Source organism: Herbaspirillum sp. SJZ106, assembly GCF_006715495.1.
GTDB lineage: Bacteria > Pseudomonadota > Gammaproteobacteria > Burkholderiales > Burkholderiaceae_D > Herbaspirillum.
Genome location: NZ_VFNI01000003.1, coordinates 14,337 through 35,505, shown reverse-complemented (window position 1 = coordinate 35,505; position 21,169 = coordinate 14,337). Strand labels below are relative to the sequence as shown.

Below are 21,169 nucleotides of genomic sequence, written 5' to 3'. Positions count from 1 at the left end.
TCGCGATCAGACGAAAAAGCCACGCTGTATCGCGTGGCTTTTTCATGGGGCGCCAGCAATTGCCCGCTTACTTGCGCAGCACCAGCGTACCCGGCAGGCTATGCAGGTAGGCGGCGATATTCTGGATATCCCGATCGGTCAGCGGCTTGGCCTGCGCCGCCATGATGGCGTTGGTGCGTCCGTTCATGGCGGTGTCGCCGCGGCGGTACGCCATCAGCGCATGCTTGAGGTAATCCTCATGCTGGCCGGCCAGCTTCGGATAGGAAGGATCGATCGGCGAGTTGTAGTCCTTGCCGTGGCAAGAAGCGCAGTTGTACTTCTCGACCAGCGCGCGGCCGGCAACAAGGTCGGCGGCCCGGGCCGGCAAGGCAACGGCGGACAATACGGCCAACGCCGCGGCCATCTGGGTAAGAATGTTTTTCATCTTGTGCGTCCCCCTCACTTCTGCTGCGAATAATAGGCGGCCAGGTCGGCAATATCCTGGTCCGACAGGCTGCCGGCAATGCCCTGCATCGATGGATGCCTGCGTTCGCCCTTCTGGTAGGCGCGCAGCGCATTTTCGATGTATTTGGGGGATTGACCGCCCAGCATGGGCACCTGGTAGACCTCGGGGAAGGAGGCTTTGTAGCCGGGGATGCCGTGGCATCCGATACACATGGACACTTTATTTTCAGCAGCCTTGGCATTACCGACGATGTCCGCCGCAGACACACTGCCGACAACGCCAAGGAAGGCAAGAAGCACGAGGTGTTTTTTCATGTTCGCAGGGTAAGTAAATTGGACTTAGAGCTGGTTCCGAAACGAATCTTTTGCAACCGGCGGCAATTTGTCTTACAGGTTCATTTGCACACTGGTTCGGCAGGTTTGGCTGTTTTACTGTGGCTCAACCGTTCTTTCGGCTTAAGCGTGTCTCTCCACTCCCCCTGCTTACGCAAAAAACCGTTCGATTCTAACCTAGAACTCATTTCATCAATAGGCGTCGCCCGGGCGCCCTGCAAATCGGCGCAACAGCCCGCCTGGAGCGGGCTTGCAGGAAATACCCCAATATATGCACTGCAATATGACGGGTATATTCTTGGCAATCAATCAATACTCATCCGTGCCGCCGCAACCCCTCGGGATGGACGCTGCGTTCGCTGTCGCGGGCGCTCTCGCCAGGCCATTCGGCCAGTGTTTGCGCGCCGTCGGCGATATCGGCCGCGGCCCCGCCGCCATCGTCTGCGCCGTTGCTTCCATCCTCATCCTCGCCACTGTCTTCCTCATCGTGCACCGCCGCATCGGCGCCCGCCCCGGCGCGTTCGGGAAAGATGAAGAATGCCGGCGCAGTGACGAAGCGGCGCAACACCGCCCTCTGGACCAAACGCCGCATGCGGCGCGGCACGTCGCGCGCGCGCAAGGCCAGCGCCAATGCGCAGCCGAACGCCACGCCCACGCTCAAGAACGCACTGATGGCCACACCGCCGGCGGCCAGCCAGAATTCCGGCGTGACCAACGCTTGCCAGCCGAGGCTGAATGCCGCCGCCGCCAAGGTGCCGGCGGCCAGCGTCACCTGGCGCACCTCCAGCGGCAGGCCGAAGAATTCCGCCAGCACCGGCGTCATTCCCAGCAGCAAACCCAGCACCACGCTGCCGGAAATGGTGGCGACATTGCGTTCCAGCCAGGCCGCGCAACGCTCGGCGCGCAAGTGGCCGAGCGCATGCACCAGGCGGCGCTGGTGGGACATGATTTCGCGCACGCGGCGCAAGGCGAACCAGTTGTCGGCAAACCCCGCCGCCAGGCTCGACAGCCACAGCAGCACACCGGTCAGCGCGGCATAGAGCGGCGTGGGGCCGACCAGCGACAGGGAAGCCAGCTCGGCATGCGCCTGCCCGGTTCTCATCGGCACCACGCCGAACAGGAACCAGCCGGCCGCGCAAACCAGGGCCGCCACCGGCGCCACCGCCAACAGGTTGCCGAAGATGGCCGCCGATTGCGAACGCAGCAGCAAGCCCGCTTCGGCGATCAGGCTACGCATGCCATCGGCATCCAGTTCGCCCATGCGCGAGGCCAGCGCCGGCGCCGTCACGGCCGGCTGGCGCGTAGCCAGCACACCGCCTGCGGCGGCAATCAGCAGGAAGCTCACCGCGTAGTTGAGCGACGCCAGCGCGCCCTCGAAGAAATGCGCGGTGCCCAGCCTGGCTACCCCGATCTGCAGCAGCGCCGTGCCGGCCAATACCGCGCCGCCCAGCAGGCCGCCCCTGAGCACCTTGCGGTAGCCGGCAGCGTCGCGCGCGATGGCATGTTCGCCGTGGTTGGCGTTGCGCTCGACCATCTTGCGCGCCAGCAGCGCGAAACTGCGGCGCATCAGGCCGCGCACCGAACCGCGGTTGTGGTGCGCCGAAATCAGGTCGGCCAGCAACAGCTGCACGCGCCCCGCCCCCGGTTCGCCGGGCACGGCCGCGCGCACATCGATGAGGCGGCCGATGCGCTGCAGGTGCGCGCGCATGCGCTCGATGCGGTACACCAGGCTGACCGAGACGCCATATTCGTCCAGGTGGGCATAGATGCGGTCGGTCTGCGCATGGCACACCGCCACCAGCATGCGCACGCTGCGCAGCGCGGCCGGGTCGTAGGGGTTGGCGCGCAGCCACGCCTCGATCTCGCGCCGCAGCGCCAGGAAAGGCGTGGCGCGCATCGGCATCTTGGGTTCCAGGCGCTGGCGGAAGGCCGGGCTGATGCCGTCGGCGATCACCGTCGTGGTCAGGTAGGTAATAGCCTCTTCGATCTGCTGCCAGTACATGTGCGAAATGCCGTCGTCGGCAAGCAGCTTCCATAGCCGCACCAGCAGTTCATTGTCCAGTTCCAGCAGCCAGTTGGCATCGTCCGGATCGGGAAACAGCGCGGTAAAAAGCGAAGACAGGTCGGTCGGGGACAGATGGCGCGGCAGGACCATGCGCGCCAGTCGTTCGGCCAGTTCGCCGAAGAAGCCTGGCTCATGCGGCAGGCCGGTGGTGGAAAACAGCTCCGGCCCGTTGGCCTCGCGCAGGGTCTTTTGCATCGCATTCTGCACGTTGCGGCGCACCTCGCGGTGCTGGTCGAGCCAGTCCAGCATGAACGCCAGCCGCTGGCTGCGGACCTTGCCCCAGGCCTGGCGATCCAGCAGCGACACCGCGGGCCGGTGGCGCAGCCACTCGGCAACATCGATCAGCCAGTTGGCACGCTCATGCCAGGCCGAGGCCGGATCGGCGCGACGCATCAAGCTGTCGAGTTGCAACCCGGCATCATGGCGGGCCATGTAGCGTGCCTGCATGCCGTGCCGCAGGCGTCTCCACACCACCAGCATTTTGAAGAACAGGAATTTCATGTGTCTTGTCAGCGTTATGCATGCGGAACCCATAAATAAGGGCGAATCCGCAAATTTCAACCCGCGGAGCCAAGCGGGGTTTTCCCTTATACTCGTTCAAATTGACAAGCCGATGTCTTGCGCTGCAGCACCCTGTGCAGGAAATTGGCCGCACAGAACCACATCATCGCGCCGCCTGCCTGCATCCCATCATGCACAGGACGGCGCGGCCCGACAATCGAGACCTCGCCAAGGACCGCGCCCATGCACGACCATTCCGCACGCCCGCAACGCTTTGCCGGCTCCGCCACCTACGTCGCCACCGACGACCTCAAGCTGGCCGTCAATGCCGCGCTGACGCTGCAGCGCCCGCTGCTCATCAAGGGCGAACCCGGCACCGGCAAGACCATGCTGGCCGAGGAAGTGGCGGCGGCGCTGGATCGCCCGCTGCTGCAATGGCACATCAAGTCCACCACCAAGGCGCAGCAAGGCTTGTATGAATACGACGCGGTCTCGCGCCTGCGCGATTCGCAACTGGGCGACGAACGGGTCAAGGACATCCACAACTACATCGTCAAGGGCGTGCTGTGGCAGGCGTTCACTTCGCCGGAACCGGTGGTGCTGCTCATCGACGAGATCGACAAAGCCGACATAGAGTTCCCCAACGACCTGCTGCGCGAAATCGACCGGATGGAGTTCTACGTCTACGAAACGCGCGAAATGGTCAAGGCCAGGCACCGGCCGCTGGTGGTAATCACCTCCAACAACGAGAAGGAATTGCCCGACGCCTTCCTGCGCCGCTGCTTTTTCCACTACATCAAGTTCCCCGACAAGGACACCATGCAGCAGATTGTCGACGTGCACTTCCCGCACCTCAAGCGCGAGTTGCTGGCGCAGGCGCTGCAGAGCTTCTATGAAGTGCGCGACGTGCCCGGCCTGAAGAAGAAGCCGTCGACCTCGGAACTGATCGACTGGCTCAAACTGCTGATGGCAGAAGATATCCCGCCCGAGGCGCTGCACAGCCAGGATGGCAAGGCCGCCGTGCCGCCGCTGCACGGCGCGCTGCTCAAGAACGAACAGGACGTCCACCTGTTCGAGCGCCTGGTGTTCATGTCGCGCAACAACCGCTAGCTTGCCACCCGCCCCGGAGACGCCATGCAATTCCTCTCGCCGATCACGCTCAAAGGCCATTTCGCCAATGTCGAACCGCTTTCCCTCGAACACCACGACGCCCTGATCGCCGCGGTCTCCGACGGCAAGCTGTGGAAGCTCTGGTACACCTCCGTCCCCAAGCCGGAGAACATGCGCGCCGAGATCGAGCGCCGCCTGCTCCTGCAGCAGCAAGGCAGCATGCTGCCCTTCGTGATCCGGCGCAACGACACCGGTGCGCTGTGCGGCATGACCACCTACATGAATGCGGACGCCGCCAACCGCCGCGTCGAAATCGGCTCCACCTGGTACGCCGCCAGCGCCCAGCGCACCGGCATCAATACCGAATGCAAGCTGATGATGCTCACGCACGCCTTCGAAGACATGCACTGCATCGCCGTCGAATTCCGCACCCACTGGATGAACCAGCAGTCGCGCGCCGCCATCGCCCGCCTGGGGGCCAAGCAGGACGGCATCTTGCGCAACCACATGCGCATGCCGGACGGCTCGCTGCGCGATACCGTGGTGTTTTCCATCATCGAATCCGAGTGGCCCTCCGTGCGGCGCCACTTGCAGTACAAGCTGGGGCGCTGAACGCCCGCGGCCGACGTCGATGCTGATCGATTTCTTCTTTACCGTGAAAGACGCCGGCGTGCCGGCTTCGATCAAGGAATTCCTCACCCTGCTCGAAGCGATGGACAAGCAGGTCATCGCGCCGTCGATGGATGAGTTCTACTATCTTTCCCGCCTCACCCTGGTCAAGGACGAAGCCAACTTCGACAAGTTCGACCGCGCCTTCGGCGCCTACTTCAAGGGCGTCGAAACCCTGTTCGAGAAGAAGCCCGAGATCCCGCTGGAATGGCTGCTCAAAAAACTGGAGCGCGAACTGACGCCGGAACAGAAAGCGGCCATCGAGAAGTTCGGCTACGACAAGCTGATGGAACGCCTGAAGCAATTGCTGGATGAACAGAAGGAGCGCCACGAAGGCGGCAGCAAATGGATCGGCACCGGCGGCGTCTCGCCCTTCGGCCATGGCGGCTACAACCCGGAAGGCATCCGCATCGGCGGGGTCGGCAAGAACCGCAGCGCGGTCAAGGTATGGGATGCGCGCGAGTACAAGGACTACGACGGCGAACGCGAACTGGGCACGCGCAACATCAAGGTGGCCTTGCGCCGCCTGCGCAAGTTCGCCCGCGAAGGGCTGGAAGAGGAACTGGCGCTGGACGACACCATCCGCGCCACCGCCAGCAATGCCGGCTATCTCGACATCCGCATGCAGCCCGAGCGCAAGAACAACATCAAGGTGCTGATGCTGTTCGACGTCGGCGGCTCGATGGACGACCACATCGCGCGTACCGAGGAACTGTTCTCGGCCGCGCGCGCCGAGTTCAAGAACATGGAGTTCTTCTACTTCCACAACTGCGTCTACGACTACCTGTGGAAGAACAACCGGCGCCGCCACGCCGAACGCTTCCCGACCTGGGACGTGCTGCGCAAGTACACGCCGGACACCAAGCTGATCTTCGTCGGCGACGCCACCATGAGCCCTTACGAAGTGGCGCAACCCGGCGGCTCGGTGGAATACAACAACGCCGAGGCGGGAGCGGTCTGGCTGCAACGCTTCACGGCCACCTTCCCGCACTTCGCCTGGCTCAATCCGGAACCGGAAGGGCTATGGCAATACCGGCAGTCGATCGCGCTGATCCGCCAGTTGATGAACGAGCGCATGTTCCCGCTCACCATCGACGGGCTGGAGCGGGCGATGCGGTTGTTGAGCAAATAAGCTCTGTCGTATTCGCCGACCTCAATCCCTCTCGCGCCGTCATCCTGACGAAAGTCAGGATCCAGTGTCGTGCCAATGGCTGGAGAAATACGGCAAACGCCGCTGGATCCCGGCCTGCGCCGGGATGACGGCTTGTTTAAGCAAAATGTCTCTTCCCGCCACTGCAATCAGGCAGCAACCGGCGTATAGCCCGCCTCCGCAATCGCTTCCGCAAACTCCTGCGCCGGCAGCGCGCTGTCGATGGCCACGCGCTTTTCTGCCACGGCGATGTCGATCCTGGCGTTGGCATCGACATCCTTGACGGCCTTGGTAATGACACTCGCGCAGTGGTTGCAGGTCATGTCGTTGACGGTGAAAACGGTACTCATGGCGAACTCCTTTCAATCGGTGGATGGTATGTCCACAAGCTTAAACCTTCCTGCCATGGCAAGGTCAAGCACCGATTTTTCGCATCCGTGCGACAATCCCGCTTGACCTTCCTATCATAGGAAGGATGATGATGGCGTCATGTCCACCATCCTTCCGGAGCCTTCGCCATGACAAGCACCACCGCCCCTGCCCGCGAGTTCAGCCTCGACATCGAAGGCATGAGCTGCGCTTCCTGCGTCAACCGCGTCGAGAAAGCCCTGCGCGCCGTCCCCGGCGTGACCGATGCCGCTGTCAACCTGGCCACCGAACGCGCCACCGCGCAAGCCACTACGGATGTCGATGCGGCCCAACTGGCGGCGGCGGTCGAAAAGGCCGGCTACCGCGTCAAGGCCGGCCATGCCGAGCTCGAGATCGGCGGCATGAGCTGCGCTTCCTGCGTCACGCGTGTGGAAAAGGCATTAAAGAAAGTGCCGGGCGTGGCCGGGGTCAGCGTCAACCTGGCCACCGAGCGCGCCAGCGTCGCCACGCTGGGCGCGGTCGCGCTGCCGGCCCTGATCGCCGCCGTCGAAAAAGCCGGCTACCAGGCCAAGGCCCATGCGCCGGCCGGCGCCGCAAGTACACAACCCGCTCCCAAGGCCGCCCTGCCCTCCTGGTGGCCGGTGGCGCTGTCGGCCGCCCTGTCGCTGCCGCTGGTGCTGCCGATGCTGCTGATGCCGTTCGGCATCCGGCTGGAATTGCCGCCGCTGTGGCAATGGCTGCTGGCCACGCCGGTGCAGTTCTGGCTGGGCTGGCGCTTCTACCGCGCCGGCTGGGGTGCGCTGCGCGCATTCACGGGCAACATGGATCTGCTGGTGGCGTTGGGCACCAGCGCCGCCTACGGCCTGTCGCTGTACCAATGGCTGGGCGCGCAAGCCATCCCCGGCCACGCGATGGCCGCGCCCCATCTCTACTTCGAAAGCGCGGCGGTGGTGATCACGCTGGTGCTGCTGGGCAAATGGCTGGAAACCCGCGCCAAGCGCCAGACCGCCGACGCCATCGCCGCCCTGAACGCCTTGCGCCCGGACAGCGCCCGCGTGCGCCGCGACGGACGCGATGTCGACGTGCCGCTGGCCGAAGTACGGGTCGGCGACCTGGTGGTGCTGCGCGCCGGCGAGCGCGTGCCGGTCGATGGCGTGGTGCGCGAAGGCCGCAGCCACCTGGATGAATCCATGCTGACCGGCGAAAGCCGCCCGCAAGACAAGCAACCCGGCGACAAGGTATCGGCCGGCGCCATCAATGCCGATGGCCTGCTGCTGGTCGAGACCAGCGCCATCGGCGCCGAGACCGTGCTGGCGCAGATCGTGCGCATGGTGGAACAGGCGCAGGCGGCCAAGGCGCCGATCCAGCGGCTGGTGGACCGGGTCAGCGCCGTCTTCGTGCCGGCCGTGCTGGTGCTGGCATTGATCACATTGATCGGCTGGGGCCTGTATGGCGGCGACTGGGAACAGGCGCTGCTCAATGCCGTGGCGGTGCTGGTGATCGCCTGCCCCTGCGCGCTCGGGCTGGCCACGCCGACCGCGATCATGGCCGGCACCGGCGTGGCCGCGCGCCACGGCATCCTGATCAAGGATGCGCAGGCGCTGGAGATCGCGCACCGCATCAATGTTGTCGCCTTCGACAAGACCGGCACGCTGACCGTGGGCCGGCCGCGCCTGACCGAATGGCAGGCGCCGCAGGACGATGCGCAACTGCTGGCGCTGGCGGCGGCGCTGCAGGCCGGCAGTGAGCACCCGCTGGGCCGCGCAGTCGTCGATGCTGCGGCGGCACAAACCGGCCTGCCGCATCTGCAGGCGGCCGAAGTGCGCAGCGTGGCCGGACGCGGTATCGAAGGTGTGGTCGATGGCCATCGGTATTGCCTGGGCAGCAGCCGCTGGATGCAGGAACTGCAGGCCTCCACGCAAGCGCTGCAAGCACGCGCCGACGCGCTCCAGCAGCAAGGCCGCACGCTGTCCTGGCTGGCGCGCAAGGATGGCGACCGCGCCGAGGTACTCGGCCTGCTGGCCTTTGGCGACGAGATTAAGCCGGGCGCCGCCGCCGCCGTACACGCCTTGCAGCAACTGGGCATCGCCACCGTCATGCTGAGCGGCGACAACCGCGGCGCCGCGCAGCAAGTGGCGGCGCAGGTCGGCATCGACGACTTCCGCGCCGAGGTACTGCCGGCCGACAAGGCGCAGGCCGTCGACGCGCTGCGCGCGCAGCACGGCATCGGCGGCAAGCCCGCCGTGGTGGCGATGGTCGGCGACGGCATCAACGACGCCCCGGCGCTGGCGGCGGCCGATGTCGGCATCGCCATGTCCACCGGCACCGATGTCGCCATGCAGGCGGCCGGCATCACGCTGATGCACGGCGACCCCGGCCTGGCGGCCGACGCCATCGACATCTCGCGCCGCACCTACGGCAAGATCCGCCAGAACCTGTTCTGGGCCTTCATCTACAACCTGGTCGGCATCCCGCTGGCGGCCTTCGGGCTGCTCAACCCGATGCTGGCCGGCGCCGCCATGGCCTTCTCCAGCGTCAGCGTGGTGAGCAACGCGCTGCTGCTGCGCCGCTGGAAACCTCATCAGGAATGACATCATGAATATCGGAGAAGCCGCCAACGCCTCGGGCGTGAGTGCCAAGATGATCCGCCATTACGAAGAGACCGGCCTGATCCCCAAGGCCGGGCGCACCGATGCCGGCTACCGCGTCTACCGCGAGCGCGACGTGCACCTGCTGCGCTTCATCCGCCAGTCGCGCCTGCTCGGCTTTTCGATGAAGCAGATCGCCGACCTGATCGGCCTGTGGCTGGACCAGTCGCGTTCCAGCCGCAAGGTCAAGCAACTGGCCGAGGCGCATATCGGCGAACTCGACCAGCGCATCCGCGAACTGCAGGCGATGAAATCGACACTGGAAACGCTGGCGCGCAATTGCCACGGCGACCACCGGCCCGACTGCCCCATCCTCGATGCGCTGGGCGCCGGGGACGGCTCCTGCGCACACGCACCCAAGGCCGCCGCATGAAGCCGCTGCGCTGGGGCATCATCGGCTGCGGCGCCGTCACCGAACGCAAGAGCGGCCCGGCCTACCAGAAGACAGCCGGCTTCGAACTGGCCGCCGTCATGCGGCGCGACGCGGCGCTGGCGGCCGACTATGCGCGCCGCCACGGCGTGCCGCGCTGGTTCGACGACGCCGATGCGCTGATCGCCGATGCCGATATCGATGCCGTCTACATCGCCACGCCGCCCGACACGCATTTGCATTACGCGCTGAAGGTGGCCGCCGCCGGCAAACCCTGTTGCGTCGAAAAGCCGATGGCGCCCAGCCACGCCGAATGCCTGGCCATGGTCGAGGCATTCGGGCAGGCCGGATTGCCGTTGTTCGTGGCCTACTACCGGCGCTCGCTGCCGCGCTTCGAACAGGTCCGGAAATGGCTTGCAGATGGCCGCATCGGCACGCCGCGCCATCTCCACTGGCAACTGGCGCGGCCCCCGGCCGCGGACGACCTCAACCGTACTTACCGCTGGCGCACCGACGCGCGCATTGCGCCCGGCGGTTATTTCGACGACCTGGCCAGCCACGGCCTGAACCTGTTTTCCCACTTCTTCGGCGAAGTCGCACAGGCTTGCGGCAACAGCGCCAACCAGCAGGGCCTGTATAGCGCATGCGATGCCGTCGTCGCCAGCTGGCGCTACGCGTCGGGGGTGACCGGCAGCGGGAGCTGGCACTTCGGCAGCTTCGAGCGCGCCGACCGGGTGGAAATCACCGGCAGCGCGGGCAAGATCGCGTTCTCGGTATTTGAAGAGCAAGCGCTGCAATTGACCACTGCCGACGGCATCGAACGCCTGGAGATCCCCCATCCGGAAAACATCCAGTTACACCACGTCGCCAACATGCGCGCGCACCTCGCCGGCGGCGCGCGCCATCCTTCCTGCGGCGACAGCGCCGCACAGACGGCATGGATGATGGATCGCATCCTGGGCAAGATTGCAGGCTGACGGCAATGACTGGCATGCCGCGCCTGGCATGAGGAAATTTCATCCTGGCCCGGTTTTTTTACATTGTCCCGGTGCGGCACTGCTGCGATGATTTACCTGAGATCCTCGGCCACTACAGCGAATATCGCTGCATCCATCGGAGAACGCCTGCCATGCCGCAAAGCAATCACCTGAGTTTCATCGACACCGACACATTGCGCATCGCCTTTGAAGAAAGCGGCCCGGCCGATGCGCCCGCCGTGGTGCTGGTGCATGGCTGGCCGGACGATGTGCGCACCTGGGACCACCTCCTGCACCCCTTGCGCGCGGCGGGCTATCGGGTGATCCGTCCGTTCCTGCGCGGCTATGGGCCGACCCGCTTCCTGTCCGACGCCACTCCGCGCAGCGGCCAGCTGGCCGCGCTGGGCGCTGACCTGATGGCCTTCGCCGACGCCCTGGGACTGCAGCGCTACGCGCTGATCGGCCACGACTGGGGCGCACGCGCCGCCTACATTGCCGCGTCGCAGACGCCGGAGCGCATCAGCCATTGCATCACCCTCTCGGTCGGCTGGGGCACCAATACCGCCGGCCAGAAACTGTCGCTGCAGCAATCGCGCAACTACTGGTACCACTGGTTCTTCGCCACGCCGCGCGGGGCCGACGAACTGAAACAGGACCGCCGCGCCTTCACCCGCTTCATGTGGACCACCTGGTCGCCGTCGTGGTCGTTCGCCGACAGCGAGTTCGCCAACACTGCGGCTTCTTTCGACAATCCCGACTGGGCCGATATCTGCCTGCACTCCTACCGCCACCGCTGGGGCTTCGCTGAAGGCGATCCGGCCTATGCCGGGCTGGAGGCCGCGCTGGCGCAAACACCCGTGATCATGGTGCCGACCCTGATGCTGCATGGCGGCGAGGATGGCGCCAACCATCCCTCGACCTCGGAAGGCAAGGACAAGCTGTTCGGAAACGGTTATCGCCGCGTGGTGATCGATGGCGCCGGCCATTTTCCGCAGCGGGAAAAGCCGGACGAAGTGATCGCGGAAGTGATGGCCTGGCTGGCGCGCTGACGCAGACAGTACCAAGGTACGGCAAGCAGGCGCAACGCCGCCCCCGGCCCGCCATGCCCGCCGGTCAGTGGCAGCCGCCGCCGTGGCTGCCGAGATTGGCCGGCTTCACATCGTCGGGCAGATTCGCCAATCCCTGCAGGATGCCGCAGTCGCGCGCCGGCTGGTCGGCGTCGCATTGCGCACGCAACATGTGCAATTGCCCCTGCAAGGCTTTCAATTGTTCGATGCGCTGGGCCACGTGGCCGATGTGCTTGTCCAGCAAGGCATTGACCTCGCCGCAATTCTGCTCGGGCGCATCGCGCAGGCGCAGCAGCTCGCGCACCTCATCCAGCGTCATGTCCAGCGAACGGCAGTGGCGGATGAATTGCAGCCGCTCCACATGGCGCGCGCCATACAACCGGTAATTGGCCTGCGAGCGGGTCGGCTCGGGCAGCAGGGTTTCCTTCTCGTAATAGCGGATGGTGTCGACCGGGCAATCGGCCAGCGTTGCCAGTTCGCCAATTTTCAGTGTATCCATGGTGCGCTTGACCTTGTAGTTACTCCAGGGTTTCTAATATAACCCGTCAACCAATCCGCTGCACTGGAGAAAAGGAAAACCCGATGGCCGCACACCAGCATGGACACCACCACAGTCATGACCATGATGACCATGATCACGCGCATCATGACCACAGCCATGCGCATGCCGACGGCGGCGGCAGCTGTTGCGGCGGCCACGCGCACGCGGCGCTGCAAACGGCAATGCCGGCGGCCCGGCGCCTGGCGGGCGACACCGAAGAGGCGGTGTTCTTCATCCAGAAGATGGACTGCCCCACCGAGGAAAAGCTGATCCGCGAGCGGCTGGGGCAGATGAACGGCGTCGGCGCGCTGGAATTCAACCTGATCCAGCGCGAACTGACGGTGCAGCACCAATTGCCGTCCATTGCGCCCATCGTCGCCACCCTGAAGGCATTGGACATGCTGCCGGCGGTCAAGTCCGACTCGCTGGACGCCTCCGCCGCGCAGGCCGGCGCCATCGAGCAGGCCGCGGCCTACCGCATCCCGGCGCGCCGCTGGGTCCTGCTGGGGCTGGCCGGCATCGCCGCGCTGGGTTCCGAGATCGTGGCCTGGACCAGCGGCGACGAACGTTCGCTGCCGGTGATCGCGCTGGCCCTGCTGGGCATTGCGCTGGGCGGGCTGGGTACGCTGAAGAAGGGCTGGATCGCCTTGCGCAACTTCTCGCTCAACATGAATTTCCTGATGTCGCTGGCGGTCATCGGCGCGGCCGTGATCGGCCAGTGGCCCGAGGCGGCGGTGGTGATCGTGCTGTTCACGCTGGCCGAGATGATCGAGGCGCTGTCGCTGGAGCGCGCGCGCAACGCCATCGCCGGCCTGATGGCGATGTCGCCCGACCTCGCCACCGTGCGCGGCGCCGACGGCAGCTGGGCCAGCGCGCCAGCGCGCGAGGTGGCGATAGATGCCATCGTGCGCGTGGCGCCGGGCGAACGCGTGCCGCTCGATGGCGTGATCACCGAAGGCGCAACCAGCATCAACCAGGCGCCGATCACCGGCGAAAGCATCCCGGTCGCCAAGCAGTCGGGCGACACGGTGTTCGCCGGCACCATCAACGAGCACGGCGCGTTCGTGCTGCGCGTCACCGCCGCCCAGGGCGATTCCACGCTGTCGCGCATCGTCAAGAGCGTGCAGCAGGCGCAAGGCCAGCGCGCGCCGACCCAGCGCTTCGTCGACCGCTTCGCGCAAGTCTATATCCCGGCCGTGGTCGCCATGGCGGTGCTGGTGGCGGTACTGCCGCCGCTGCTGCTGGGCGCCGACTTCCATCCCTGGCTGTACAAGGCGCTGGTGCTGCTGGTGATCGCCTGCCCCTGCGCGCTGGTGATCTCGACCCCGGTCACCATCGTCAGCGGGCTGGCGGCGGCGGCGCGCCACGGCATCCTGGTCAAGGGCGGAGTCTATCTGGAACAGGGCCGCAAGCTGCGCGCGCTGGCGCTGGACAAAACCGGCACCATCACCTTCGGCAAGCCGGCGGTGACCGACGTGGTGTCGCTCGCCCCTTCCGCCGACCAGGACGCGCTGCTGCAACTGGCCGTCTCGCTGGCCGCGCGCTCGGACCATCCGGTCTCGCGCGCCATCGCCGCCCGGCAAGGCGCCGCCGCGCTGGAGGTGAGCGACTTCGAAGCGCTGGCCGGACGCGGCGTACGGGGGCGCATCGGCGGCGAGCTCTACCATCTTGGCAACCATCGCCTGGTGCATGAACTGGGCATGTGCAGCCCGGCACTGGAAGCGCGCCTGCAAGCCTTCGAGAAGCAGGGCAAGACCACCACCCTGCTGTGCCGTGGCGCCAAGCCCCAACTGCTGGTGGCGGTGGCCGACACGGTACGCCCGAGCAGCCGCGAGGCGGTCGCCGACCTGCAGCAACTGGGCGTGCACGTGGTCATGCTGACCGGCGACAACCCGCATACCGCGCAAGCCATCGCCGCCCAGACCGGCATCGACGACGCCCGCGGCGACCAACTGCCGGATGACAAGCTCAAGGCTGTCGAAGCGCTGGATACGCAATATGGCGAGGTCGGCATGGTAGGCGACGGCATCAACGATGCGCCGGCGCTGGCGCGCGCCCGGATCGGTTTCGCCATGGGCGCGGCCGGCACCGACACGGCGCTGGAAACCGCCGATGTCGCGCTGATGGACGACGACCTGCGCAAGATCCCCGACTTCATCCGCTTGAGCAACAAGGCGCATGCGGTACTGGTGCAGAACATCGCCATCGCGCTGGGCATCAAGGCGGTGTTCCTGGCGCTCGCGCTGGCCGGCATGAGCTCGCTCTGGATGGCGGTGTTCGCCGACATGGGCGCCAGCCTGATCGTGGTGTTCAACGGCCTGCGGCTGGTGCGCGGGGTGCCGTCGCGGGTCGCGTAAGCGCCCGGTGCTATACTTGCCGCCATGATCCTGCGCGCGAAAATCTTCCTGCTGTGGCTGCTGGCGCTGGCGATCCCCGTCCAGGGGTTCGCCGCCGTGCTGCAAGCCTGCGCGCCGGTCATGCTGCAAACGGCTGCCGCCGGGCACGGCGCGCATGCGGCGCACGCCATGAAACAGGGCGAGCATGCGCAGGCGACGGCGCACCGGCATGGCCAGCATGCGCAAGCCGAGCTGGTTGTCGATGCGGTTGCCGATGCAGTCGCCAATACGGCGCCCGCGCACGACGCGCCCCACGCCCAGCACAAGAACGCTTCCTGCAGCTACTGCGCCGCCTGCACCACCGGCGCGGTACTGCCGCTGGCGCTGGACGCGCCGCCCGCCCCCGATCTTCCCTCGCGCGAATTCATCGCGCTGCCGGCCACCGGCTTCGTCGGCTACCTGCCGGAAAATCCCGACCGCCCTCCTGCTTCGATCTGATCGCTGAACGCGTGCCCGCGGGTACGCCTGCCCCGCCGCGCCCGCCGCGCGGCGAATGACGTTCATCATCAGACGAGGATTACATGATCCCCTTGGTTTCCTTCCCCCTGCGCACGGGTGTGCTGGCGGCGTGCGCGCTGCTGGCCGGCTGTGCGCAATTGTCTCCGGACGGCGGCTTCGGCCGAGTGCAGGACATCGCCGCGCAAAAGCTCGGCGCCACGCCCGCCTGGAACCGCACGGACGACGATACCCGGCGCAGCGAAACGCGCATCGCCCGGCTATTGCAAGCCGGGCAATTGGCCAGCGCCGACGACGCGGTGCAGATCGCGCTCATCAACAACCCCGACCTGCAGGCCGCCTTCGCCGAACTCGGCATCGCCGAAGCCGACCTGGTGCAAGCCGGACGCCTGCCCAATCCGGGCTTCTCGTTCGCCCGCACGCATGCCGGCGGCGACATCAAGATCGAACGCAGCCTGTCGCTGGCGCTGATGAAGCTCTTCACCATGCCGGCCGCCTCCCGCATCGAGGCGCGCCGCTTCGACCAGGTGCGCCTGCTGCTGGCCGACAAGCTGCTGCGTACCGCCGCGCAAACGCGCCAGGCCTATTACCGGGCGCTGGCTTCGCAACAGGGCCTGGCCTATCAGGAGCAAGTCAACCAGGCCGCCGAAGCCGCGCATGAGCTGGCCGCCAGGATGGCCGGACGCGGCAATCTCAGCAAGCTCGATGCCGCGCGCGAGCAGTTGTTCTACGCCGACGCCCAGACCCGCCTGGCGCGCGCCCGGCGCGAGGCGCTGCAGGACAAGGAAGCGCTGGCGCGCCTGTTGGGCATGGCCCCCGCTTTCGCGTTGCCGCAGCGGCTGCCCGACTTGCCTGCGCAGATCGAGACGGCGGCCGATATCGAACGCCGGGCCATGGAACAGCGTCTCGATGTGCAGGCGGCCCGGCTGGAGGTGGCCGGCCTGCAGGATTCGCTGGGACTGACGCGCGCCACCCGCTTCATCAACGTGCTCGACCTGGGCGCACTGCGCACCTCGGAGAGCGGCAAGGCGCCCGAGATCGGCTACCAGGTCGACATCGAGATTCCGCTGTTCAACTGGGGCCAGGCGCGCGTGGCCCGGGCCGAGGCGATCTATATGCAAAGCGCCCACAAGCTGGCCGCCGCCGCTCTCGACGCCCGCTCGCAGGTGCGCCTGGCCTGGCGCGAACGGCAGGATGCCTTCGCGCTGGCGCGCCGTTACCGCGACGCCATCGTGCCGCTGCGCCGCCAGGTCTCCGATGAAACCCTGCTGCGCTACAACGGCATGCTCATCAGCGTGTTCGAGCTGCTGGCCGATGCCCGCGAACAGGCCGCCACGGTCAATGCCGCCATCGAGGCCGAGCGCGATTTCTGGATCGCCGACGCCGGCCTGCAACTGGCGCTGGGCGGCCCCGCCGCTACCGCCGCTCCACAACAAGGAAAGCAACCATGAACGATACCAACATCAGCCGCCGCGCCTTCCTGCAAGGCTCGGCCCTGGCGGTGACGGCATCGGCCGTCAGCCGCGCCGGCGCGGCCAGCCTGCCCGAAGCGCCGCTGCAACAAAGCGCGCAGACCCAGCCGCCGCTGGCGCCCACCGGCGGCCGCCCCTACCAGCCGGTGGTGACCCTGAACGGCTGGAGCCTGCCCTGGCGCATGAAGAACGGCGTCAAGGAATTCCATCTGGTGGCCGAGCCGGTGGTGCGCGAGATCGCCCCGGGCATGAAGGCCAACCTGTGGGGCTACAACGGCCAGAGCCCCGGCCCCACCATCGAGGTGGTCGAGGGCGACCGGGTGCGCATCTTCGTCACCAACAAGCTGCCCGAGGCGACCTCGGTGCACTGGCACGGCCAGCGCCTGCCCAACGGCATGGATGGCGTGGCCGGCCTGACCCAGCCCGGCATCCCGCCGGGCAAGACCTTCGTCTATGAGTTCACCGCGCGCCGCGCCGGCACCTTCATGTACCACCCGCACGCCGATGAGATGGTGCAGATGGCCATGGGCATGATGGGCTTCTGGGTCACGCATCCGAAGGATCCCGACTTCATGCGCGTGGACCGCGACTTCGTGTTCCTGCTCAACGCCTACGACATCGAGCCGGGCGCGGCCACGCCCAAGGTCAGCACCATGCTCGACTTCAACCTGTGAACCTGGAACAGCCGCGCCTTCCCCGGCATCGACCCGCTGGTGGTGCGGCAAAACGACCGCGTACGCATCCGCGTGGGCAACCTGACCATGACCAACCACCCGATCCACCTGCACGGCCACGAGTTCACCGTCACCGGCACCGACGGCGGCTGGACGCCGCCGGCCGCGCGCTGGCCGGAGGTGTCGGCCGACATCGCCGTGGGCCAGATGCGCGCCATCGAGTTCGACGCCACCGAGGAAGGCGACTGGGCCTTGCATTGCCACAAGGCGCACCACACGATGAATGCCATGGGCCACGGCGTGCCGACCATGATCGGGGTCGACCAGTCCGGCCTCGCCGCCAGGATAGCCAAGCTGATCCCCGACTACATGGCCATGGGCGACAAGGGCGGCTCGATGGATGGCATGGAAATGCCGCTGCCCGAGAACACATTGCCGATGATGGCCGGCAACGGCCCCTACGGCGCCATCGAGATGGGCGGCATGTTCAGCACCGTCAAGGTGCGCAAGAACCTGGCGCGCGGCGATTACCGCGATCCCGGCTGGTACCGGGCGCCGGCCGGCAGTGTGGCCTACGAATGGAAAGGCGGCGCGCCGCCGCCTCCGCATCACGCCCCGGACCACGCGCCGGCAACGAAACCCGGCCACGGGCACTGAATGCCTCCCCATGACATGCATTGAACCGATAATCACAGAAAGGAAACATGATGAAACGCCTGACCCCCACCACTCGCCTGCTGGCCGCAACCCTGCTGGCAACCGCAACCCTGCCCTCGCTGGCCGCCGGCATGCAAGGCATGGAGCACGCCCCGCACCGGCATGAGGCCGGGGATGCCGCCATCGGCCGCCCCGGCAAGCCCGGCGCCGCTGCGCGCACCGTCAAGGTGGACATGACCGACGGCATGCGCTTCTCGCCCGCCAGCGTGCAGGTGAAACAAGGCGAAACCATCCGCTTCGTGGTCACCAACAGCGGCAAGCTGCGGCACGAGCTGGTGCTGGGCAGCGCCGACGACCTCAAGGCCCATTACGCGGCGATGCTGAAGAACCCCGACATGGAGCATGCCGACGCCAACCAGGTTACGCTGGACGGCGGCCAGCGCGGCGAGCTTGTGTGGCAATTCGACCGTGCCGGCGCCGTGCCCTTCGGCTGCCTGCAACCCGGCCATTACGATGCCGGCATGAAAGGCAGCGTGACGGTTGCCGCTGCCCGCCAGCACTAGGGCCTGTTCTCGCAGATTAAATGTTAACAGGCCCTAATCCCCCCAAATCCAAAGGAGAACCACATGCAACGACGACACTTCAACCTGGCCGCACTGGCGGCCCTGGCGCTGCCCGCCCTGGCGCATGCGCAGCAATCCCGGCCGCGCATCACCGTCTACAAGGACGCCAACTGCGGTTGCTGCAGCCAGTGGGTGGCGCACCTGCAGGCATCCGGCTTCGATGTCGCCAGCCACGACGTCAACGATACCGGCGTCTACCGCCGCCGTTTCGGCATGCCCGATCGGCTGGCTTCCTGCCACAGCGCGCAGGTGGCAGGCTATGCGATCGAAGGCCATGTGCCGGCCGCCGACATCCTGCGCCTGCTCAAGGACCAGCCGCGCGCCATCGGCCTGGCCGTGGCGGGCATGCCAGCCGGCTCGCCCGGCATGGAAGACCCGCGCAACCCGCAGGCGCGCGCCGCGTATGACGTGCTGCTGGTGGCCGCCGACGGTTCGACATCCACCTATCGCCGTTACCCAGCCATCCCCGGCTGATCGTCCGGATATCAACGAAAGGATCCCATGCCTACCGCTATCCCCACCATCTCCCGCCTGCTGCTGGCCGCGGCGCTCGCGCTGCCCGCGTTTGGCGCCCTGGCGCAGGACGCCGCGCCGCAAGTGCAGGGCGAGATTCGCAAGGTCGACGCCGGCGCCGGCAAGCTGACCATCCGCCACGCCGAGATTCCCAACCTGGAGATGCCGCCGATGACCATGGTGTTTCGCGCCGCGCCGGAACTGCTGGCCAAGGCCCGCGAAGGGGACAAGGTCAACTTCACCGCACAGCGCGTGGATGGCGCGCTGACCGTGACCTCGCTGGCGCCGCGAGAATGACCCGCGGCAACGGTTCCCGGCGGGGCCGGGAACCGTTGCCGCCCGCAAATTTCGTCGCCGGCCTGACAATCCGGGGCTGCCGTTGGCGTTATCATCTGACGCTTATATTCCAAGAACAGGTCCCGGCCCGGCGCCAGGGAAACCAAAGGAGAACGGCATGACCCACCCCATCGGCACCACCCCATCGGCCTACGGCTACCCGCTGCTGATCAAGCAATTGCTGCACAGCGCATTGGCTACCGCCGCCGACCAGGAAATCGTGTACGGCGAGCGCCGCCACAGCTATGCCGAGTTCTACCGCCGCGTGCAGCGCCTGGCCAATGCCTTGAAGGAAATCGGCCTGCAACCGGGCGATACCGTGGCCGTCATGGACTGGGACAGCCACCGCTACCTGGAATGCTTCTTCGCCATCCCCATGATGGGCTGCGTGCTGCAGACGGTGAACGTGCGCCTGTCGCCGGAGCAGATCGCCTATACGCTCAACCACGCCCAGGCCGACGTGCTGCTGGTCAATTCCGACTTCATGCCGGTGTTGAAGCAGATCCGCGGCGAACTCAACACGCTTACCCGCTGCGTGCTGATCACCGACGACGGCACCCCGCCGCCCAATGGCCCGGGCTTCGCCGGCGAATACGAGGCATTGCTGGCGCAAGCCGAAGCCGCCTACGATTTCCCCGACTTCGACGAGAACGCGCGCGCCACCACCTTCTACACCACCGGCACCACCGGCCTGCCCAAGGGCGTCTACTTCAGCCACCGCCAGCTGGTGCTGCACACGCTGGGCGCGACCGCCGGCCTGGCGCTGGCGCCGCAGCAGGGCCGCCTGCACCGCGACGACGTCTACATGCCGCTGACGCCGATGTTCCACGTGCATGCCTGGGGCCTGCCCTACGTGGCGACCATGGCCGGGCTCAAGCAGGTCTATCCGGGCCGTTATGTGCCGGACACCATCTGCCGCCTGATCGTGCGCGAGAAAGTCACCTTCTCGCACTGCGTGCCGACCATCCTGCAGATGGTGCTGGGCTGCGAGGCGGCGCAGGAAGCCGACCTGTCCGGCTGGAAGATGATCATCGGCGGTTCGGCCATGACCAGCAGCCTGGCCCAGGCCGCGCGCGAGCGCGGCATCGATGTCTTCACCGGCTACGGCATGTCGGAAACCTGCCCCATCCTGACGCTGGCCCATGTGCCCACCGATGAGCTCGGCGGCGAGACCGATGCCGCGCTGCGCGTCAAGACCGGCCGGCCGCTGCCGCTGGTGGCGATCCGCACGGTCGACGAAGACATGCGCGACTGCCCGCGCGACGGCCGCAGCACCGGCGAAGTGGTGGTGCGCGCGCCCTGGCTCACGCAAGGCTACCTGCACCAGCCGGAAGCCTCGGAAGAGCTGTGGCGCGGCGGCTGGCTGCACACGCAGGACATCGGCCACATCGACCGGCGCGGCTACCTGCAAGTGACCGACCGCATCAAGGACGTGATCAAGACCGGCGGCGAGTGGGTGTCGTCATTGCAGATCGAAGAGATCATCGCGCGCCATCCGGGCGTGGCGGAAACCGCGGTGATCGGCATCCAGGACGGCAAATGGGGCGAGCGCCCGGTGGCGCTGGTGGTGCTCAAGCCGGAGGCGGCCGGCAAGGTGACGGCCGACGACATCCGCAACCACGTGCTGGCCGCCGCCGACAGCAGCCAGATTTCGCGCTACGGGGTGCCGGATCGGGTACAGTTCGTTACGGAATTGGCGCGCACCAGCGTGGGCAAGCTCAACAAGCGGGCGATGCGGGAACAATATCCTGCTTCCTGAATGCGTCATCCCGGCGAAGGCCGGGATCCAGCGGCGTTT

19 protein-coding genes and 1 pseudogene are annotated in these 21,169 nt (G+C 66.6%); 15 read left to right on the top strand and 5 right to left on the bottom strand.

What is annotated here, in order from left to right; genetic code table 11:
- Positions 1–67 precede the first annotated feature (67 nt).
- The 3 genes from FB598_RS09885 to FB598_RS09875 all read right to left on the bottom strand — a co-directional run bounded on the left by FB598_RS09885 (position 68) and on the right by FB598_RS09875 (position 3,343).
- Positions 68–424: a cytochrome c gene (locus FB598_RS09885; RefSeq protein ID WP_141914835.1), complete on the bottom strand. Its 357-nt coding sequence runs from the start codon at positions 422–424 to the stop codon at positions 68–70.
- A gap of 14 nt (positions 425–438) precedes the next feature.
- Positions 439–759, bottom strand: coding sequence for a cytochrome c (locus FB598_RS09880; RefSeq protein ID WP_141914837.1), 321 nt, complete (start codon positions 757–759; stop codon positions 439–441).
- A gap of 334 nt (positions 760–1,093) precedes the next feature.
- Positions 1,094–3,343, bottom strand: a complete 2,250-nt coding sequence (locus FB598_RS09875) for a site-specific recombinase (RefSeq protein WP_141914840.1) — start codon at positions 3,341–3,343, stop codon at positions 1,094–1,096.
- A gap of 243 nt (positions 3,344–3,586) precedes the next feature.
- Here FB598_RS09875 and FB598_RS09870 point away from each other — a divergent pair, with 243 nt between their 5' ends.
- From FB598_RS09870 to FB598_RS09860, 3 genes are read left to right on the top strand one after another with little or no spacing between them, the layout of a single operon-like run.
- Positions 3,587–4,453, top strand: a complete 867-nt coding sequence (locus tag FB598_RS09870; protein ID WP_141914843.1) for a MoxR family ATPase — start codon at positions 3,587–3,589, stop codon at positions 4,451–4,453.
- Between the two features lie 24 nt (positions 4,454–4,477).
- A complete protein-coding gene (locus FB598_RS09865; protein WP_141914845.1) occupies positions 4,478–5,065 on the top strand; it encodes a GNAT family N-acetyltransferase in 588 nt (195 codons plus the stop codon).
- Positions 5,066–5,084: 19 nt separating this feature from the next.
- Positions 5,085–6,254 carry a VWA domain-containing protein gene (locus FB598_RS09860; RefSeq protein WP_141914847.1) on the top strand — a complete coding sequence of 390 codons (1,170 nt, stop codon included), beginning with the start codon at positions 5,085–5,087 and terminating at the stop codon, positions 6,252–6,254.
- A 167-nt stretch (positions 6,255–6,421) separates the two neighbouring features.
- Here FB598_RS09860 and FB598_RS09855 read toward each other — a convergent pair whose 3' ends face one another.
- Positions 6,422–6,622, bottom strand: a complete 201-nt coding sequence (locus tag FB598_RS09855; RefSeq protein ID WP_141914850.1) for a heavy-metal-associated domain-containing protein — start codon at positions 6,620–6,622, stop codon at positions 6,422–6,424.
- Positions 6,623–6,790: 168 nt separating this feature from the next.
- On the opposite strand from FB598_RS09855, the gene FB598_RS09850 reads away from it, so the two are divergent.
- From FB598_RS09850 to FB598_RS09835, 4 genes are all read left to right on the top strand, one after another.
- Complete coding sequence (locus FB598_RS09850; RefSeq protein WP_141914852.1) at positions 6,791–9,232, top strand: heavy metal translocating P-type ATPase; 2,442 nt, start codon at positions 6,791–6,793, stop codon at positions 9,230–9,232.
- A 4-nt stretch (positions 9,233–9,236) separates the two neighbouring features.
- The gene (gene cueR / locus FB598_RS09845) at positions 9,237–9,662 is read left to right on the top strand and encodes a Cu(I)-responsive transcriptional regulator (RefSeq protein ID WP_141914854.1); all 426 of its coding nucleotides are present in this window, start codon (positions 9,237–9,239) and stop codon (positions 9,660–9,662) included.
- Entirely contained in the window at positions 9,659–10,636 is a 978-nt protein-coding gene (locus FB598_RS09840) for a Gfo/Idh/MocA family protein (RefSeq protein WP_141914855.1), read from the top strand. The genes cueR and FB598_RS09840 overlap by 4 nt, the downstream gene beginning before the upstream one ends.
- 152 nt (positions 10,637–10,788) lie before the next feature.
- Positions 10,789–11,685: an alpha/beta fold hydrolase gene (locus FB598_RS09835; protein WP_141914856.1), complete on the top strand. Its 897-nt coding sequence runs from the start codon at positions 10,789–10,791 to the stop codon at positions 11,683–11,685.
- A 64-nt stretch (positions 11,686–11,749) separates the two neighbouring features.
- On the opposite strand, the gene cadR is transcribed toward FB598_RS09835, so the two are convergent.
- Positions 11,750–12,202, bottom strand: coding sequence for a Cd(II)/Pb(II)-responsive transcriptional regulator (cadR, locus tag FB598_RS09830; protein ID WP_141914857.1), 453 nt, complete (start codon positions 12,200–12,202; stop codon positions 11,750–11,752).
- Positions 12,203–12,285: 83 nt separating this feature from the next.
- Here cadR and FB598_RS09825 point away from each other — a divergent pair, with 83 nt between their 5' ends.
- From FB598_RS09825 to FB598_RS09790, 8 genes and pseudogenes are all read left to right on the top strand, one after another.
- The gene (locus FB598_RS09825; RefSeq protein WP_141914858.1) at positions 12,286–14,601 is read left to right on the top strand and encodes a heavy metal translocating P-type ATPase; all 2,316 of its coding nucleotides are present in this window, start codon (positions 12,286–12,288) and stop codon (positions 14,599–14,601) included.
- 24 nt (positions 14,602–14,625) lie between these two features.
- Positions 14,626–15,078: a hypothetical protein gene (locus FB598_RS09820; RefSeq protein ID WP_141914860.1), complete on the top strand. Its 453-nt coding sequence runs from the start codon at positions 14,626–14,628 to the stop codon at positions 15,076–15,078.
- 83 nt (positions 15,079–15,161) lie between these two features.
- A complete protein-coding gene (locus FB598_RS09815) occupies positions 15,162–16,547 on the top strand; it encodes a TolC family protein (protein ID WP_141914862.1) in 1,386 nt (461 codons plus the stop codon).
- Positions 16,544–17,899 (top strand): annotated as a pseudogene (locus tag FB598_RS09810) (multicopper oxidase family protein). The gene FB598_RS09815 and the pseudogene FB598_RS09810 overlap by 4 nt, the downstream one beginning before the upstream one ends.
- A 50-nt stretch (positions 17,900–17,949) precedes the next feature.
- Positions 17,950–18,462, top strand: coding sequence for a plastocyanin/azurin family copper-binding protein (locus FB598_RS09805; protein WP_183405751.1), 513 nt, complete (start codon positions 17,950–17,952; stop codon positions 18,460–18,462).
- Between the two features lie 63 nt (positions 18,463–18,525).
- On the top strand, positions 18,526–18,996 hold the full coding sequence (locus tag FB598_RS09800) for a DUF411 domain-containing protein (protein WP_141914865.1): 471 nt from the start codon (positions 18,526–18,528) through the stop codon (positions 18,994–18,996).
- Positions 18,997–19,023: 27 nt separating this feature from the next.
- Entirely contained in the window at positions 19,024–19,332 is a 309-nt protein-coding gene (locus tag FB598_RS09795) for a copper-binding protein (protein WP_183405752.1), read from the top strand.
- A 157-nt stretch (positions 19,333–19,489) separates the two neighbouring features.
- Positions 19,490–21,130 (top strand): fatty acid--CoA ligase, encoded by a 1,641-nt coding sequence (locus FB598_RS09790; protein WP_141914868.1) that lies wholly within the window; start codon positions 19,490–19,492, stop codon positions 21,128–21,130.
- Positions 21,131–21,169: the final 39 nt, after the last annotated feature.